Annotated in this window: 14 protein-coding genes and 1 pseudogene; 9 read left to right on the forward strand and 6 right to left on the reverse strand. The window is 43.7% G+C overall.

The features are described 5' to 3' along the window. The 5 genes and pseudogenes from AB4232_RS16365 to AB4232_RS16385 form a co-directional block, all read left to right on the forward strand. Positions 1–198 (forward strand): annotated as a pseudogene (locus tag AB4232_RS16365) (ABC transporter ATP-binding protein); the annotation flags it as partial. 8 nt (positions 199–206) lie between these two features. Further along, on the forward strand, positions 207–2741 hold the full coding sequence (locus tag AB4232_RS16370; RefSeq protein WP_372087546.1) for an FtsX-like permease family protein: 2535 nt from the start codon (positions 207–209) through the stop codon (positions 2739–2741). Beyond that, a complete protein-coding gene (locus AB4232_RS16375; protein ID WP_372087540.1) occupies positions 2741–3874 on the forward strand; it encodes a lipocalin-like domain-containing protein in 1134 nt (377 codons plus the stop codon). The genes AB4232_RS16370 and AB4232_RS16375 overlap by 1 nt, the downstream gene beginning before the upstream one ends. Before the next feature lie 286 nt (positions 3875–4160). After that, complete coding sequence (locus AB4232_RS16380) at positions 4161–4709, forward strand: hypothetical protein (RefSeq protein ID WP_017096225.1); 549 nt, start codon at positions 4161–4163, stop codon at positions 4707–4709. A 177-nt stretch (positions 4710–4886) separates the two neighbouring features. Next, positions 4887–5246 carry a hypothetical protein gene (locus tag AB4232_RS16385; protein WP_372087542.1) on the forward strand — a complete coding sequence of 120 codons (360 nt, stop codon included), beginning with the start codon at positions 4887–4889 and terminating at the stop codon, positions 5244–5246. 142 nt (positions 5247–5388) lie between these two features. Here AB4232_RS16385 and AB4232_RS16390 read toward each other — a convergent pair whose 3' ends face one another. Next, positions 5389–6636 (reverse strand): hypothetical protein, encoded by a 1248-nt coding sequence (locus tag AB4232_RS16390; RefSeq protein ID WP_372087543.1) that lies wholly within the window; start codon positions 6634–6636, stop codon positions 5389–5391. 210 nt (positions 6637–6846) lie between these two features. After that, entirely contained in the window at positions 6847–7635 is a 789-nt protein-coding gene (locus AB4232_RS16395; protein WP_017084827.1) for a helix-turn-helix domain-containing protein, read from the reverse strand. Between the two features lie 98 nt (positions 7636–7733). On the opposite strand from AB4232_RS16395, the gene AB4232_RS16400 reads away from it, so the two are divergent. The 3 genes from AB4232_RS16400 to AB4232_RS16410 all read left to right on the forward strand — a co-directional run bounded on the left by AB4232_RS16400 (position 7734) and on the right by AB4232_RS16410 (position 10533). Beyond that, on the forward strand, positions 7734–8627 hold the full coding sequence (locus tag AB4232_RS16400; RefSeq protein WP_372087544.1) for a DMT family transporter: 894 nt from the start codon (positions 7734–7736) through the stop codon (positions 8625–8627). A gap of 893 nt (positions 8628–9520) precedes the next feature. After that, a complete protein-coding gene (locus tag AB4232_RS16405) occupies positions 9521–10024 on the forward strand; it encodes an acyl-CoA thioesterase (RefSeq protein WP_012600206.1) in 504 nt (167 codons plus the stop codon). Between the two features lie 236 nt (positions 10025–10260). After that, entirely contained in the window at positions 10261–10533 is a 273-nt protein-coding gene (locus AB4232_RS16410) for a hypothetical protein (protein ID WP_012600205.1), read from the forward strand. Positions 10534–11110: 577 nt separating this feature from the next. Here the strand turns inward: AB4232_RS16410 and malG are convergent. The 3 genes from malG to malE form a co-directional block, all read right to left on the reverse strand. Next, a complete protein-coding gene (malG, locus tag AB4232_RS16415; RefSeq protein WP_009845806.1) occupies positions 11111–12001 on the reverse strand; it encodes a maltose ABC transporter permease MalG in 891 nt (296 codons plus the stop codon). A gap of 11 nt (positions 12002–12012) precedes the next feature. Continuing rightward, entirely contained in the window at positions 12013–13584 is a 1572-nt protein-coding gene (gene malF, locus AB4232_RS16420; RefSeq protein ID WP_009845807.1) for a maltose ABC transporter permease MalF, read from the reverse strand. A 78-nt stretch (positions 13585–13662) separates the two neighbouring features. After that, a complete protein-coding gene (malE, locus tag AB4232_RS16425; protein WP_009845808.1) occupies positions 13663–14847 on the reverse strand; it encodes a maltose/maltodextrin ABC transporter substrate-binding protein MalE in 1185 nt (394 codons plus the stop codon). 665 nt (positions 14848–15512) lie between these two features. Between malE and malK the strand changes: the two genes are divergently transcribed. Beyond that, positions 15513–16625: a maltose/maltodextrin ABC transporter ATP-binding protein MalK gene (malK, locus tag AB4232_RS16430; RefSeq protein ID WP_009845809.1), complete on the forward strand. Its 1113-nt coding sequence runs from the start codon at positions 15513–15515 to the stop codon at positions 16623–16625. A gap of 284 nt (positions 16626–16909) precedes the next feature. Here the strand turns inward: malK and AB4232_RS16435 are convergent, their stop codons facing one another. Next, positions 16910–17110 carry a restriction endonuclease subunit S gene (locus AB4232_RS16435; protein WP_135382355.1) on the reverse strand — a complete coding sequence of 67 codons (201 nt, stop codon included), beginning with the start codon at positions 17108–17110 and terminating at the stop codon, positions 16910–16912. Positions 17111–17288: the final 178 nt, after the last annotated feature.

The following is a 17288-nucleotide window of genomic DNA, read 5'->3' on the forward strand; positions in this document are numbered from 1 at the left end:
GAACCCACAGGCAACCTCGACCACAAGGCAGGCATTGAGGTGATGAAGTTGCTGAGTGAAATCACCACACAAGGCAACACTGCCGTACTTTTGGTTACGCACAGCCCAGAATGTGCCAGCTTTATGCAGACAAAATTGGTGTTAGATGATGGTTGTTTAAGGAACGCGGAGCTAACCCAAAGAGTAGCAACGTTGTGAGTAATCCAATGAAACAAACTGGCTTCGCACAGAACCAGCTCACCCATACCAAACTGACTCTGAATCTATTCGCGGCACACTACCGCCAGTCGCCACTGCAAGCCGCAGCGATTCTGATCGGCATTGTGCTGGCGGTCACCTTGTTTGTCGCGGTGCAAGCCATCAACCTCAATGCCAAGCGCAGTTATGCAGAATCGACCGAGCAACTTAGCGCCCAAGCGCAGAACCTTATCATTCCACCAGCAGGGCAAAACTATTTGCCGGAATCGCTCTACTTCACCTTAAGACAAAGTGGATTAAGCGCAGCGCTGCCCGTGATTGAAGGGCGAATCAGAGACGAACAAGGCCGACGCTGGTCAGTTCAAGGCAGTGAGTTGATCGCCGCCCTCACTTCAAGATCTCGTCACGCTCGTGTCGACGAACAAAGCAACACTCAAACCAAAGAGCCAAACATTTCCCTGTTCGACAAGGCCTTACCTTTGCCGCAACTCTTAGCGGGTGAACCCATTGTGATGATGAGCCAATCTCAGCACCAGAGTTTGGACGAAGTGGACACGCTCACTTTGGATGAAGTACTCACCAAGGTTGTGGTACTACCAGATGAATGGCAGCTCGGTAGCCGAATGTTGATGGACATTGGGTTCGCTCAGCAACTGCTGAACAAGCAAGGGCAACTGAGCTATATCGCTATTTTTGACACTAAGAGCGACACTAACAGCAATACTCAGGATAAGTGGCAAAGCCTTATCGACAAACAGGGGCAATGGATTTCCAACAACCAAAGTACGGATCTCGGTTCAATTACCGATAGTTTTCACCTCAATCTTACCGCCATGAGTTTGTTGGCGTTTTTGGTTGGTTTGTTCATCGCTTACAACGGCGTAAAATACAGCTTGCTCAAGCGTAATCGGCTGTTGGTACAAATTCAACAAGCTGGAGTTGCGCCAAGCATCGTGTTTTCTGCTCTGCTAATCGAGCTCACGGTTTTAGTCACACTAGGCGCATCACTTGGTTTCATTCTCGGCATTCAACTCAGCCATTGGCTGCATCCCACCGTCGCGATAACGCTTGAGCAACTTTATGGTGCAACACTGCTTCCCGGCACATGGCAGTGGCAATGGCTGGTACAAGCTTTATTACTTACGTTAGCGGCTACGTTAGTTGCATGTTGGCAACACTTTAAGCAGCGTATTCGACAACCACTCTCTTCCCACGGCGGCTTTTACCAAGCGCCAGAGGCTTCAAACGAAAACCAGTTGTTTACTATCGGTTTGGTGCTGACAGTTATCGCGTTAGCAGGGTTATGGCTTAGCGAACATCATCGCTTCACCATGGCGTGGCTTGGAGTGTTAGTGGTATCGATTCCTTTATATCTACCCAAAACACTCAGCGTGTTAGCAAATTGGAGCGTACAGCGCACTAAGTCAGGGTTAATACAATATCTTTTTGCTGAACTGAGAGAGCTAATATCTCCCCTATCCCTTGCCATGATGGCGCTGCTTCTAGCGGTTACCGCTAACATGGGAATGAATACCTTAGTCGGCAGCTTTGAATCCACTTTAAAGCAATGGCTTGAACAGCGCTTACATGCCGATATTTACGTTAGCCCAGCCCAAGGTGAAATCGCCAATGTGGAGCGTGCGTTAGAACAGTTTGAGAACGTTGAAACCGTCTATAAGCAATACTACGTCGATGATAACTTGCAGGGATTACCCACTTTGCTCGGCACCAAAGACAAAGACACACTTGAGCAAACCATGGTGTTCCAATCTCACGTTGATGACTTCTGGTCACGCTTTTACCAAGGTGAATTAGTGGCGATCAGCGAACCCACTGCGGTGAAGCTCGGCTTGTCCCTTGGAAGCCAACTCAAGATCGACGCGATCCAAGACAAAACACTCATCGTCGGGGCGATTTTCCACGATTACGGCTCACCGAATGGCGAAGTGTTACTTGCACCTAATTTTTGGTTCGAAAACGGATTTACTGGCTTACCCACCAGCTTGGGAATCAAAGTCTCTGGCGACCCACAAGTGGTGTACGAACAGCTACGCCAACAACTCAATTTGCACCCTAGCCAGCTTTACGATCAAGCACAGATCAAATCGATCGCTTTAGATATCTTCTCACAAACCTTTGCTATCACTCGGGCGCTTAATGGCGTCACTTTAATGGTGGCGGTGATTGGCTTGTTCTGCGCCTGTTTCATGTTGCTCGATGCTCGCAAAGCCGCTATTGCAAGGTTGTACGCGCTCGGTGTTAGTCAGCGAAAATTGATGGCGATGGTGGTCGGGCAAATCGTAGTTCTGGTCGCCTTCACTCTGGTTATCGCTTTACCACTCGGCGCTATGGTCGGTTATGTATTGACGGACATCGTCACCCTGCGCGCCTTTGGTTGGAGCTTAAATTACGTATGGAATTGGAGTGACGCACTCAGCATCGCAGCCATCACCATTCTTGTGGCTGTGTTTGCGACCTTGATTCCACTGTGGCGTTTGGTCAGTAAACCCGTGGTATCCAGTTTGCAAAGTGAGGTGTTGTGATGAATCGAGCAATAAGCGTTTTCGTTCTCACACTTGGCATCTTGCTCCTTTTAGGGTGCGACGAGTCCACTCAACCATCAGCTCAAAATATGGGTTCGATACTTGGCGCAGAAACACAAACCGAGAATGAAACGGCAATCGATCAAGCGCAATTTTCTCCGGTAGTAAAAGGTATCGAGATCACCTTCCCTGCCGACCATCAAGCACACCCTAATTTTCGTCATGAATGGTGGTACTTAACCGCAAACTTAATTGATGAAGACGGCAATGCGTTAGGCGTGCAGTGGACACAATTCCGCTTCGCGGCTGCACCGCTGGAAAGTGGCAATAGCACTAAGGAAACTACGTGGCAAAGTCAGCAAATTTACATGGCACACAGCGCCGTCACCACTAAAGATAAGCACTACGCCGATGAAAAGTGGTCACGTGACCAAGCTGAACTGGCGGGTGTCAGCACTTCCCCATTTCGTGTCTATCTTGATGACTGGCAATGGAACTCTTCAAGCGATGATCTATTCCCCGCAACCTTGAACGCTAATTCAGATCAGTTTGGCTACTCGCTTAAGTTAACCAGCAACGCGCCTTATCAAAAGCAAGGCGAACAAGGCTACAGCACTAAAAGTAGCGATGGCAAAGTGGCTTCCTATTACTACAGCCAACCATTCATTAATGTATCGGGCGAGGTAACTATTGATGGAGTAACCCATCTGGTTTCTGGCAAAGGTTGGATAGACAGAGAATGGAGCTCTCAGTTTTTACTCGACTCGCAACAAGGTTGGGATTGGTTTGCGCTAAGGCTGAGTGATGAAACCAGCTTGGTGGTATTTCAACTTCGAAACTCAACAACAGGCAAAGCCAGTTATTCCCATGCAAGGCTGATGAAACAAAATGGCTCTGGCATCGCGATTAAGCAGCAAGACATCCGCTTAACCGCTATCAAGCAAACAGAAATCGACGGACGCGATTATCCAACAGAATGGCAAGTTTCGATTCCAACTCAACAAATCGAACTGACCGTCTCGGCACTCAATCCAGAAGCAAAAGTGCCACTGTCTGTACCCTATTGGGAAGGGCCAATCGTTATTGAAGGAACACACTCTGGTACGGGCTATATGGAGTTGACTGGGTACTAAGCATACCGGCACGAACACCATTACGATCCAAAGCTTTTGCTATACCGAAAATTTTACTACCGTGGATATAACTTTGTAGATCTCGACTTAATTCATTGTTTTGTCGAGGGAAAACGTGAAACCCATCGCAATACAACCCCTATTTCAAATACAACGATGTTTAAAGAGTAATACCCTAAGAACCTTCGCTAAGGCAAAGTCATATATTTCGAGAATATTGTTATTGTGCTAATGGACACTTACTTTTCTTACAAGACAAATAACGATAAAAAGGAGTTCGCAACAAATGAAAGCATCACTTAAATTTATCACTCTTTTGATCTTAGTTATTTCAATTCTAGGATGTGAAGATAAAAACGACGTCTATGCTAACCCTCCTAGCCATCTATTAGAGCAACTAGAAGCATACTTCCCACTGTCTATTAAGTATGTAAGAAAAAATGAACAAATAGCACTAACCCAAGGTATCCCTTTACTACCTCAATACGTTGAAATTGCACATAAGATTGGCATCAAATATCCTGAAAAAATCCGCGTACATTATGCCGATTCAATTCCTTTGCCTGAAAATGAATCGTTGCTATTTCAAATGCAACGTTTGGGGCTTGACTCTCCTTACTTTACGGGTTCAACATTTGGTTATGGCATTTGGATCGCTAACAAAGCAAAAGGTGACAAATTACTACTTTCTCATGAATTGATTCATGTAAAACAAGTCGAAGATTTGGGGCTTGAAGCATTTACTAAAAAGTATTTATTGCAACTAGCCATCTTTGGTTACGTTGAAGCACCGATAGAAATCGAAGCTTATGAAAATGCAGGTAAATACTTATAGCCTTATTCATTATTAAACTACTTATCAATCGATTCAACGGACTCCAATAGCACTTTGTAATGATTAGTTTTTTTGGTTAGAGTACTCGCATATTTTTTTGCGTATATAACGTTTACGTATATAGCTTCGTCGTATAGTTTCCACAAATTGACAAGGCATTAGGTGTTCGAGAGAATTATGAGTGACTACCAACTGACTGTGATTAGCCAAGTTTGGGTTTTATTAGCCTTCTACCCCATGGTTTCTTATCTCTACTACTTAAATTCCAAGTCGATTGCTCAATCTGCTCACGGCCTATTATCCTTAGTTGGATTTTTTTATGCTGTTGTTGCATGCGAATTTACTCAGTTTGACCCCCTGTATTATTGGTATTGGCCTATTGGTCTGTTTTTTGTCCTATCTTTGCTTTCAACAATCTACTCATTTAAAGCCTTTAAAGGGAAGAAATTAGTGCATCTCATTCATGTGGTTACCATCCTCTCGAATGTACTGACCAGTTTTGTTTCGTTAATGGCGGTAGCCCATGATTGGATATAAGCGCAAACAAATATTTAAGATTTCGAAGGTCTTGCCACGCGACTGCTTGCCAACCCACTAGTGATATGAAAAAGCCATCACGAGGATGGCAATTTACGATTAGAGATTATGGAGGCATACCTTCATAACGCTCGTCAAAACGCTATTTAGTCAAATCGGCTTTGATTTGATCAACTTGATTCGCCAAAGAAGTATCTTGGAAATATTCACTGTGTGTTTTTCCTAAGTACAACTTCTTATTTGCTACTCGTTGATCCAACTTGTCTTTAACAATAGTGCCTTGTGCCAACTTATTGTTTAACTCAAGCGCAATTGCGGAGCTGTCTGAGACTATACTTCCTTTTGTATCGTAGTAACGAACTTGGCTGATATTCGCATCAAATGGGTCACAGTAAGCAGCTCCCAAATCACCATTTTCAATAATGCTGCTGTATTGTGCTTCGCTGATAGGCGTCTCTTTGTTTAGTACGAACTGGCTCCCTCGTACACACCAATTAATTCTTGTTCCAACACCTGGGAAGTATGCCGAGATCAAGTTAACTGCATAGTATGTATCTGGGGCTGACTGGTTTAATTTTGCATATCTATCAATCACCTTACCGCCAACAACTTGGAACTCAACTTCGCCATTGTCATAAGACTCAAAGAAATAGCTATTTCTAAACATCTTGCTGAAATTGACGTTATCAACAAAGCGCCCACTGTCGGATGTGAAGCTTTTCAGTTGCTGCTTGTGTTGAATACTACCTGTTGTAATGTTCGTCACTAAACCAACCACTGTGTTTTTCGCAGCGTCACTTTGCCAAGCAGTATAGTTACTTATATCTTGTTGAGGTGTGTTTGTCGTAGCATCGGCATCTACACTGTACTTGTAACTAAGCTCGGTAATGTCTTGGCCTACTTTATTGACCTTGGCATATGACTTGTAACGACGCGCTTCGCAATCTTGAAAATTTGCATCATAGTAGAAATAACTGATCCAATCTTTAGCTTCGATAGCTTCGGTAGTGTGAGCAGAGTAATCGACAATTCCGTTTGCGCCATAAACACCATAGAAATCTTTAAGATCTTTTTGCTGCTTAGATGATAGCTCTTCATTAAATTCATCGTCCCAACCAATACTATAAATATTAAATAGGTTTAGAGACTTGATACACTCTTTGAGATCAGTGCTACCTATAGCATTAGCTGAATACATGACAGGACTGCTATAAGAGTTTTTTGCAACGTCATCTTTTGGGTCTGCAACACTTCCTGATGCCGGAGTCATAGACATTTGAGGAACTACGGTTTTAGTCTTTTTAGGTGGTGGAGCAGCACCATCGCTACCACCACCGCATGCAGAAAGTGTTACAGCTAATACTGATATCGTTGGGATAATAAACTTCAAATTTTTCCTCGGCATTTTGAGCAAGTGATTGTATAAATGATCACTCAAATACGATAAAAAAACTAAATGCTTATATAACCAAATTCAAACCATTGACGAAACATACGTGTACGCCCGCTATCAAGACCAAATTTAATCTTTTAATAACAAAAAGTTAAATATAAAAATGGAAAGTAAGCGATTATTGACACGCTTGACAAAAGAAACCAATCACAACAATCGGTTCTTATACTGTTCTGGCGTTTGGTTCGCGTAACGTTTGAACATGGTGATAAATGGGCTTGCTTGGTTATAACCCAATGTAAGAGCGACCTCTTTGACCGATTGGCCGTTTCTTAACAAGTCCATTGAGTACAGGTAGCGCACTCGTAGTCGCCACTCTGTAAAGCTCATTCCAAGCTCCGTCTGGCAGTGGCGAGAAAGGGTTCTTTCCGTAGTGTGGACACGTTCAGCCCAATCTTTCAGCGTCACTTCGTCGGTTGGGTTCTCTTCAACAGAAGCTAATATAGGCGCGAGGTACTTATTGTCGGTCGAAGGTAAAAAGTGGTGTTCAACCTCACGTTGCGCAAGTTGGTCAAGCAGTACCTGGACAAGCCTTTGATCTTGTTCGCTTTCCGCAACATTGATTCCACGATCGCGAAAATCATCGATGATAGAAGACACAATCGGCGTGATCTTTATAAGGCTGGTTTTATCTGGCAGGTGTTGCGTGAGTTCTGGGGCGATATTTAGCGAACAGTAGTCCAAAGGCTTACGGTTATAACTGCAATGCATCACCCCGGCCGGTACCCAAATCGCCAAATGCGGTGGTGCTAGAAATCGGGTGCTTTCCGCTTCCATCTCTAATATACCGCCACTGATCAATTGAACCTGTCCCCATGAGTGGCTATGAACTCGGGTTTCAGTGTTCGAAAGAAACGCTTCAAAATTCATAAATACGTTGGATGGTGCCTTATCAATTGATAAGGATGGATGAAGGTTTCTGGAGTGTTTTTTCAAACTTGTCTTCCTATCGCGCCTGATGTCTTTCTAAAGATACTTGTAAGTATAACGACCTGTCAAACTAGCCGCATCAACTCATTCGCCATGGAATTCACATGCATTATCTCTTACCATTTTTTACAGTCTGTATCTGGGGCGCCAATGCAATCGTCAACAAGCTTGCTGCAAGCACCATAGAACCTAGCGCGATGAGTTTTTACCGCTGGTTTTTTGCGATGTTAATTCTCACGCCTTTCTGTATTCGCCCGGTGATGAAGCAGTGGGCTGTCATTAAGCCAAACCTATCGAAATTAGCGTTCCTCGGCTTTTTGGGCATGGTGTTGAACCAATCTCTAGGTTACTACGCAGGCTTAACCACAACCGCTTCCAACATGGCATTGATCACGTCTCTAGTCCCGTTGATCAGTGTGTTTTTAAGCGTCCCTCTGTTGCACAAGTCGATTTCTAGTTTGAGTATTGTTGGCGGTGTGTTGTCACTGTCAGGCTTAGCTCTGATGTTAGGTAAAGGCGACCCGTTATTCTTCATGCATCAAGAATTGACTCAAGGCGATGGCTATATGTTAATTGCGGCCTTTGTTTATGCGTCTTACTGTGTGTTATTGAAACGCTGGAAAATGCCAATCAGTAGCTGGGTGGTGATTTACATTCAGGGTCTGTTTGCTGTCGCGATGCTTACGCCACTTTGGCTTACCAGCGAACAGCTTTTACCACCGCAACAAGCGATCCCATTGATAGCTTACGCCGCGGTGGCCGCTTCAATTTTAGCGCCTTGGATGTGGGTGAAGGCGATTGACACCATAGGCGCGGATTCAAGCGCGATGTTCATGAATCTGATGCCAGTTATCGCGATTGTATTAGCTTCCACCTGGCTGGGCGAAAAGATTAACCAGTTCCACATTATTGGTGGTGTGATGGTAATTTCCGGTGTCATCCTTGCTCAAATCAAAAGAAGGCCAAGGCTTGAGGATCCCTTGCCTCAACAAAACTAGCCCCGCTTAACCTGCGACAATGCCCCATTCCATTTTCCACTCAGTACCTGCCTCGTTAGAAGGTACTGTTGTTTATTGTCGATTTCTCGATTCATGCTCTCTGATTTTATTTTTCGTTCATGAAGCTTTTAAGTACGCTTAATAATGGTGTTTGCTATTGCAATATCTCGCCAACTTCCATTTAATGCACTAAGTACGGTTTAAGTGTTCAAAGCGTTAGAATAACTCTCCAGAAAGCAGGTAACTGTTGCTCAAACCGCTCTCCTATGGTCACACGGCTCATGTAACCCAGGTCACCATGAGCCATTTAGAAAAGTTACAACAACGAAAGAACCGTCTAGTTACTTTGGTTTATACAAAAGTGAATACTTTAAAATTGATACCAATTTAGTTTTAACACCTCAATTTCCCGACAAATACAGATTATTACTGCAAAATGCATTAAAAGAGTTTTATAGCAATAATAAGAAAGGAAATATCTACGCGAAGGTTCTATACTTTCCGAACAGAAAGTGAGCTGATAAGAAAACAACTCTAACTATCGTTTTGGGATTAATTAAGATACCATCACTTTAACTAAACCAGATAAGCGACGGTTAGTTGGCTAACTCAAAAAGGTACCGATATGAGTACCACACGGCTTAGAAACACCTAGCATTCCGCTAGGTGTTTTTTTTGCAATCCACCCTTCAGCCAACTTGCTCGATAGAGTACTCCTCTGTTGGAGCGTCACGTCCACCTCCTTTAAACATCAACAGTCATCAGCTCGCCATCTGTTTGAAAAAATAGTCTTGTTCGTGAGATTATCCGCTTTAATTTATGTCATCTTAAGTATATTGTTATTAGCAAGTAACGAGCATGTTATTCAGAACAATAATAATGAAGGAAGATAGATGAGCAGTCACAATAGCCGACAAGATGGTAAACGAGACGTTACTCTGCGTTTTTTAGCTGAACCCGGGGATGTGAACTTTGGTGGTAAAGTTCATGGTGGTGCCGTAATGAAATGGGTCGATTTAGCGGCTTACGCTTGTTCTGCTGGATGGAGTGGTAAGTACTGTATTACCGCTTACGCTGGTGGTATTCGATTCGTTGCTCCAATCCATGTGGGTAACCTTGTTGAAGTAAGTGCGAAGGTCATTTATACAGGTTCATCTTCTATGCACATCGCTATCGATGTTCAAGCCAGCGACCCAAAAGAACTCAACAACCGCCTAACGACTCACTGTATCGTGATTATGGTCGCTGTTGATGAAAATGGTAACCCGACTAAAGTGCCAGAATGGGTACCAGAAACATCAGAAGACATCGAATTAAGAGATTCTGCTATTCGCCTAATGAACATGCGAAAACAGATCGGTGAAGAGATGGAAGCACACGTAAAGTATCTTAAATAGGCGCAGCTAGCAGATATACTCTACAAAACCTTATTACGATGCCAGGCAGTACTTGCTTGGCATTTTCTTAGCTAATTCCCTCTCTATACGCAAGTAAAACCATTACACACCTAATGCTGACTATAACGCGTGATACCCAGTCAAAAGTTAAAATGATCCGATACTTGGTCAGGGATTTATTTTGACTGTAATAAAGTCGTCATTTTGCTCTGTTTAAATACCGCCAATCATAATGGATGTATTTAAATTTCTTGGAGCCACTTTTGAGCACGACATTTCCCACCCTTTGCGAATCTACACTGACGAACTTGAAGGCAGTTGAGTATCAATGGGTTAGAAGTTTGTACGTCGAAGGCTACGACACTAATGAAATTAACCACTATATCCAAGCTTGTTTTGGCGGTGATCAGACGTTTGCGGATCTGTTTCGTCGCGTAGCGCTTTATCAAGACAGCATCTATGTTTTACTTCAGCATTTAGGTTGCGCACCTTCTAGCAAAGAGTTCTAGTTTCACATCACCTCTTCCTTTTCTTTTTTTCTTTTTTTCTTTTTTTCTTTCAGGAATATTTACCACCAAATCAATAACTACTGAGAATAGCCACCACAAAACATTAACACGAGTCTGCCTTTGTAGGCACTTTCTGTGTAATCGACCGATCCGTTGCATCCAAATTATTGAAGTATCACGCATGGAGATATTACTCATATATCAATAGAGCTGCGGCCCCCTATACTGAGTGTCTGATTTGTGAGACTCGTTGATGTCTTCAATTAGAGAGATGAAACCGGAAAAATCCAGGAAAGAGGTGCTTCAGTATTTAATGACTGAAAGAAACCAAAAAGACTGAGATAGAGATAGAGATAGAGATAAAAGTAGCGGGCATAAAAAAACCCAAGTAAGTACCTGGGTTAGAGTTACAAAAACCACTAATCATTAATAGCGTAAGGAACCTGATTAGTAGCCAGCTATGCGTAACCTGAGGGTTATTTTTATTACTGATCGGCGGCCAAACCAAATGATGTAATAAAAATGCCAATATAGAGCGACCTAACGGTCGCTCTTTTGTCTTTCTTATAAGGACAGCTTATCCTTTTACACCACCCGACGTCAAACCGCCAACTAACCAACGCTGAGCCAGTAAGAACACGATAGTAATCGGAAGTGCAGAAAGTACCGCCGCTGCCGCAAAGTCACCCCATAAGTAATTCTGAGGATATAGGTACTGCTGCATACCTACCGCTAGCGTGTAAGAGTTCACGTCCGATAATAGGATGGAAGCAACTGGTACCTCACCAACAACACCAATGAAAGATAAAATGAATACAACCGCTAGGATTGGTACTGACAGTGGTAATAGAACCAATCTGAACGCTTGCCAAGGTGTTGCGCCATCTAATGCTGCAGCTTCTTCCAAAGAGTTATCAATCGTCTCAAAGTAGCCCTTAATCGTCCAAACGTGTAATGCAATACCGCCCAAGTACGAGAAGATCAGACCGCCATGCGTATTCAAGCCTAAGAATGGGATGTATTGCCCTAATTTGTCGAACAGTGCGTAGATAGCCACTAGAGCCAATACCGCAGGGAACATTTGAAAAATCATCATCGCTTTCAGGATAGTTTCTTTACCTTTAAAGCGCATACGAGCAAATGCGTAAGCCGATGTTGTCGACAGTGTCACAATAAGAATTGACGTAATACCCGCTACTTTTATCGAGTTCCACAGCCAAGTCAGTACTGGGAATGGAGGCGGAGTAACTGAGCCATCAGCATTCGTCACTGACATACCCAGAGCCAATTTCCAGTGTTCCAAAGATGGGTTATCTGGAATCAAGCTACCGGTTGCAAAGTTACCTTCGCGGAATGAGATAGCAATAATCATCAGTAGTGGGAAAATAATTAGCGCTAAGAAGCACCACAGCGCAATATGCGTTGCCCATACTCGGTATTTAAGGCTCTTACCTTGTACCATAGCCATTGTCGTGCTCCTTAATCTTGAGTCAATTTAGTGAAACGAAGGTTTAGTAACGCTAGGGCACCAACCAATAGGAAGATAAGCGTTGCGATTGCACTTGCTAGACCAAAGTCTTGACCGCCACCGCCTTCGAATGCAATTCGGTACGTGTAGCTTACAAGCAAGTCTGTGTAACCCGCTGGCTCAGAAGTACCAATCATGTTCGGGCCACCGTTCGTCAATAGTTGAATCATGACAAAGTTATTGAAGTTAAAGGCAAACGCTGCAATCAATAGCGGTGTTAACGGTTTTATCATCAATGGAAAAGTGATTCGCTTGAAGTTATCAAGGAAGTTAGCACCATCGATTGCTGACGCTTCGTACAAATCTTCAGGAATCGCTTTTAGTAGACCCATACATAGAATCATCATGTAAGGGAAGCCTAGCCAAGTGTTAACAATCAACACCATGGTTTTCGCTAAGATCGGGTCGGAGAACCAGTTTGGGCTTAAACCAAAGATACTCTCAAGCACCATGTTAATCTCACCAAAGCTCTGGTTGAATAGGCCCTTAAAGATAAGAATCGAGATAAATGCTGGTACGGCGTAAGGCAAAATTAGTAGAACACGATACACAGCACGGCCTTTCAGCTCTTCCCACTGCACAACGTTTGCCAGAACCAAACCAATTGCAAGTGTGAAGGCTACCGTACAAATGGAGAATACAACCGTCCAAATAAAGATACTGATAAACGGTTCTTTGATGCCGTCATCTTTCCAAACACGTTCAAAGTTGGCTGTACCAATGTCTACAACAAATCCTGGAGAAATGGTGTTACCGATAAACTCACCTTTCTCGTCAACCGGTTGGTAGAAACCCACTTCCATGTTTGGTTTCAATATTTCACCAGATTCATTGTTGTATAACGTTTCCCCGTCATCTTGAAGAGTGTAAAGCGGTGCAACGGCAGCAAATTTACGTAAGCCGCTCATGCGGATGTCATCACCATTTGGCAGATGGAAATCGACACCACTGATCACAGAGCGATTTTGGATGATCGCTTTGATCTTCTCTTTTTCACCTTGTACAGAGTCAATTGCAGATAGGTCCATCTCTGTTGATGTCATGCCTTCCAGAGAAAATACATCAGTTGCTAACAGCTGGTCGCCATCTTTCACAACGATCTGGTGACCGTTATCTGTTTTGTACAAAGTGAATGGGTAGCTTTCACCGCTTTGGAATGAACGGTCTAAAAGAACGGTTTGAGTACGCTCTAGAGAGAGCTGGTTTTTTGCGCTGTAGTTAGTAAACGCAAGCCCTACGGTATATGCCAGTGGGAAAAGAATGAATAAGATCATTCCGGCAATACCGGGGTAAATATAACGGTGGGCGTAAGTTTTCTTACTACCAAAAATGTAAAGAGCCAAAGCCGTTAAAATCACAGTAAGCAGCGCAAATGCGAGCTCACCGCGAGAATACATTAAAATTGTAGCGTAGCCATTAATTAAGCCAACACTACCAAGCAACCCCCATTTGATGAAGACGCTTTTACTGCCTGGAAGGCTTGATGGTGCCGGGATCGCATCTGAACCTTGAACTGACTGCATAGAGGAACCTGCTAACGAGATATAAAAATAGAAAAGTAAGGAGAGGTTGCCCCCTCCTTAAAAGGTAGTGCTTGGTTGTTACTTAGTCATTCGAGCTTCAGCACCTTTTAGTGCTTGCTCTACTGATTGACGGCTATCAACTACGTTGCCAATAGCTTCTTCCATGCTGTACCAGAATGTTGTGAACTGAGGGATGTTAGGCATGATTTCGCCGTTCATCGCGTTATCCATTGTTGCTGCAATACGAGTGTCGCTGTCTAGTTGACGTTGGAAAGAGTTAAGAGCAACAGCGCCTAGTGGCTTGTCGTCGTTCAAGCTCTTCATACCTTCATCAGTTAGTAGGTAGTTTTCCATAAACTCAACGGCTAGATCACGGTTTGGAGAAGCGGTGCTGATACCACCAGCCCATACACCAACGAATGGCTTAGACGCTTTACCGTTGAACTTAGGCAATGTTGCTACGCCGTAATCTACGCCAGCTTTCTCGATGTTTGCCCAGCCCCAAGGACCGTTAATTGTCATTGCAACGTTACCCGCTACGAATTCAGACTCAGCAACTGAGTAATCCATATCCGCAGAAATAACTTTGTCTTTTACCATCTTCTCAATGAAACCTAGAGACTTCTGAACACCGTCAGTCGCTACGCCTGCATCTTTAATGTCGTAACCTTCCGCTGTTTGCTTGAACGCGTAACCGCCGTCAGCTGCAAGTAGAGGCCATGTGAAGTAAGCGCCACCACGTAGAGGCCACATGATTGCTTTCTTGCCATCTTTTTGAAGCTTAGCGTTTAGTGCAGGGATCTCTTCCCAAGACTTAGGTGGATTAGGAACAAGTGCTTTGTTGTAGATAAGAGAAACTGACTCAACTGCAACTGGGTAAGCGATTGTTTTACCGTCGTAAGAAACAGCATCCCATGCGAAGTCTACGATACCTTCTTTAGTTTCCTTAGAAGGTTTGATATCAACAAGAAGACCTGCTTCTGCAAAACCACCAAAACGGTCGTGTGCGTAGAAAATCATGTCTGGGCCATCGCCAGCTGCTGCAACCTGAGAGAATTTCTCTTCTAGTTTGTCAGGGAAAGCGACGGTTACTTTAACACCAGTATCTTCTTCAAAGCGTTTACCTACTTCAGCCATTCCTTCATAAGCTTTGTCGCCACCAACCCAAATAGTTAGTTGACCTTCTTCGATAGCAGCGTTTGCACCAAAAGAACCCAGAGCAACGATTGTGCCTAGAGCTACAGCGCTTAGAGCGTTTTTCATGTCAATATCCTTTTTATATTTATACGTAGGGCGCATTCAATTAAGACGAGCCAGTTTTCGGAGGCTATGATCTGAGAAAATCAATGACAGCTCATCATCCTAGCCACTACGCCCTAGCTATTATGGCCTAATTTCGTGATCGTCATCCGGTAAGATTGGCGAGCGAAGTCACAAAGTAGATACTCATCGTGATCCACATCACCGTTATGCGGTGGATTTATTTGAACTGGATCGCCAGTTATAGATAACCCCCTTTATCTACTCCTCCCCTCCTACTCCCCCTAGTTAATTTTCTATTGGGAGGATGTACCATTACGCGAATTCACCGAAACTGCATTCATCCAAGAGTGGATAGTAAGAACCCTTTACCAGCGAATGTTATGCGTTGACGCATTGTTCATTTAGTTGGCTTCACTGCCCGCTGTTGTCTTTATTAAGCATCGAGCTAAATCTGTGATTGAATCACGGGGGAGATTTAGCTGGATGTGGGGGAAATAGGCACCAGTTTGGCTATGACGGGTGGGCTTGGTTAAAGAATTCAAGTCCCACCCACTTTTTTCTTACTCACTCAATACTTACCAATTCCTACAGTTACTGCTGACCCAAAAATTCCTTATAATGATAAGCAGTAAAACTTAAAATTTGATCGATCGAGGACAAGCTAGATGGCGAGTGTCACGTTAAAAAACGTTTATAAATCATATGGTGATGTACAGATTTCTAAGGACGTAACCTTAGACATCAACGAAGGTGAATTCGTAGTATTCGTTGGACCATCAGGTTGTGGTAAATCGACGCTATTACGCTGTATCGCAGGTCTAGAAGATATTACGTCTGGTGATTTGTACATTGGTGATCAACGCATGAACGATGTTGAGCCATCAAAACGTGGTGTAGGTATGGTATTCCAATCTTACGCGCTCTACCCTCACCTAAATCTCTACGACAACATGTCTTTTGGTCTTAAACTGGCAAACGCCGATAAAGCTGAAATTGACAAGCGTGTTGAACATGCTGCAGAAATCCTTCAGCTTGGTCACCTTCTTGAACGTCAACCTAAAGCATTGTCTGGTGGTCAACGTCAACGTGTTGCGATTGGTCGTACTCTGGTTTCTCAACCAAACGTATTCCTACTTGATGAGCCTCTGTCTAACCTGGATGCAGCACTGCGTGTTCAAATGCGTTCACAAATCACCAAGCTACAGCGTCAACTGGGCTGTACCATGATTTATGTAACACACGACCAAGTTGAAGCGATGACAATGGCGGATAAAATCGTTGTGCTTGATGGCGGTTTTGTTTCTCAAGTGGGTAAACCTCTTGATCTTTACCACTATCCTCAAAACCGTTTCGTTGCTGGCTTTATTGGCTCACCAAAAATGAACTTTATGTCGGTTCACATCGAACAAGCTGAAGCAGAACGCGTATTGGTACAACTTTCAAACGGCATGACTTTCTGGATCCCTGTTGACGGCACGACTGTCAACGCTGGTGACCGTATGTCTCTAGGTGTTCGTCCTGAGCACTTGTTGTCTGCTGAAACAGGTGATGCGACGATTGAAGCTGATGTGTTGATGGTCGAGAAGCTCGGTAACGAAACACAAGTTTACCTAAACCTCGACAGTGCCGATGCTGACGTTATCTATCGCCAGCCAGACACGTTGACGATTGAGTCTGGAGACAAGCTAGCGATTGGTATTCCTGCACACCGTTGTCACTTGTTCCATAGCGATGGTCGAGCATGTCGTCGCTTGTACAAAGAGTACGGCACCGACTAATCGGTTCGTCTTTTTAGGATATAACTTGCCCATATCGAATCCCTCTTACCTTGTAAGGGGGATTTTCCGTTTAAGACAACCAGTTTTACTTTCACTAAATAGATCGCGCTTTGTCTGTTGTCTGTTGTCTGTTGTCTGTTGTCTGTTGTCTGTTGTCTGTTCAGTATCAAAACAAAAAAGGCCTAGCGAATGCTAGACCTTTATCTGTTTGAGCTAAAAGCCATCCTATCTAAACGATAAAGATATAGGCTTGCTCAACTTTAATACCAATCGTAGTAAATAACTTAGTGAATTGGCGTATCACTTATTTTATTGAACTGGCCAAAATGCTGTTCTAACACTTCAGGTGTCAGTTTGCCTTCCGCTTCTAGTCGCTTAAATTCAGCAACGATCGCTTTTTGCTCTTCAAGTGATGGAAGTTTCACTTCAGGCTCATCGCCCATCTCTTGAGTCATCTGCTCTAGTTCTTTTTCAAAATCGCTCATGATACTTACCTAAATATTAAACCTAGCGAGATTTTACTCATTTACGCTCTATGATGCTAGGGCGATTAGGTACAAAGCCCGAAACCAGATCAAGTGAACGTCAGCTTAAATGCAAAGCTGCGGTCTGAATGGCGACGTTCAACGTAAAAAGCGATACCAAACGTAACAAGCAGCATCA

The organism is Vibrio sp. 10N.286.46.A8 (assembly GCF_041470165.1).
GTDB classification, from domain to species: domain Bacteria; phylum Pseudomonadota; class Gammaproteobacteria; order Enterobacterales; family Vibrionaceae; genus Vibrio; species Vibrio tasmaniensis_A.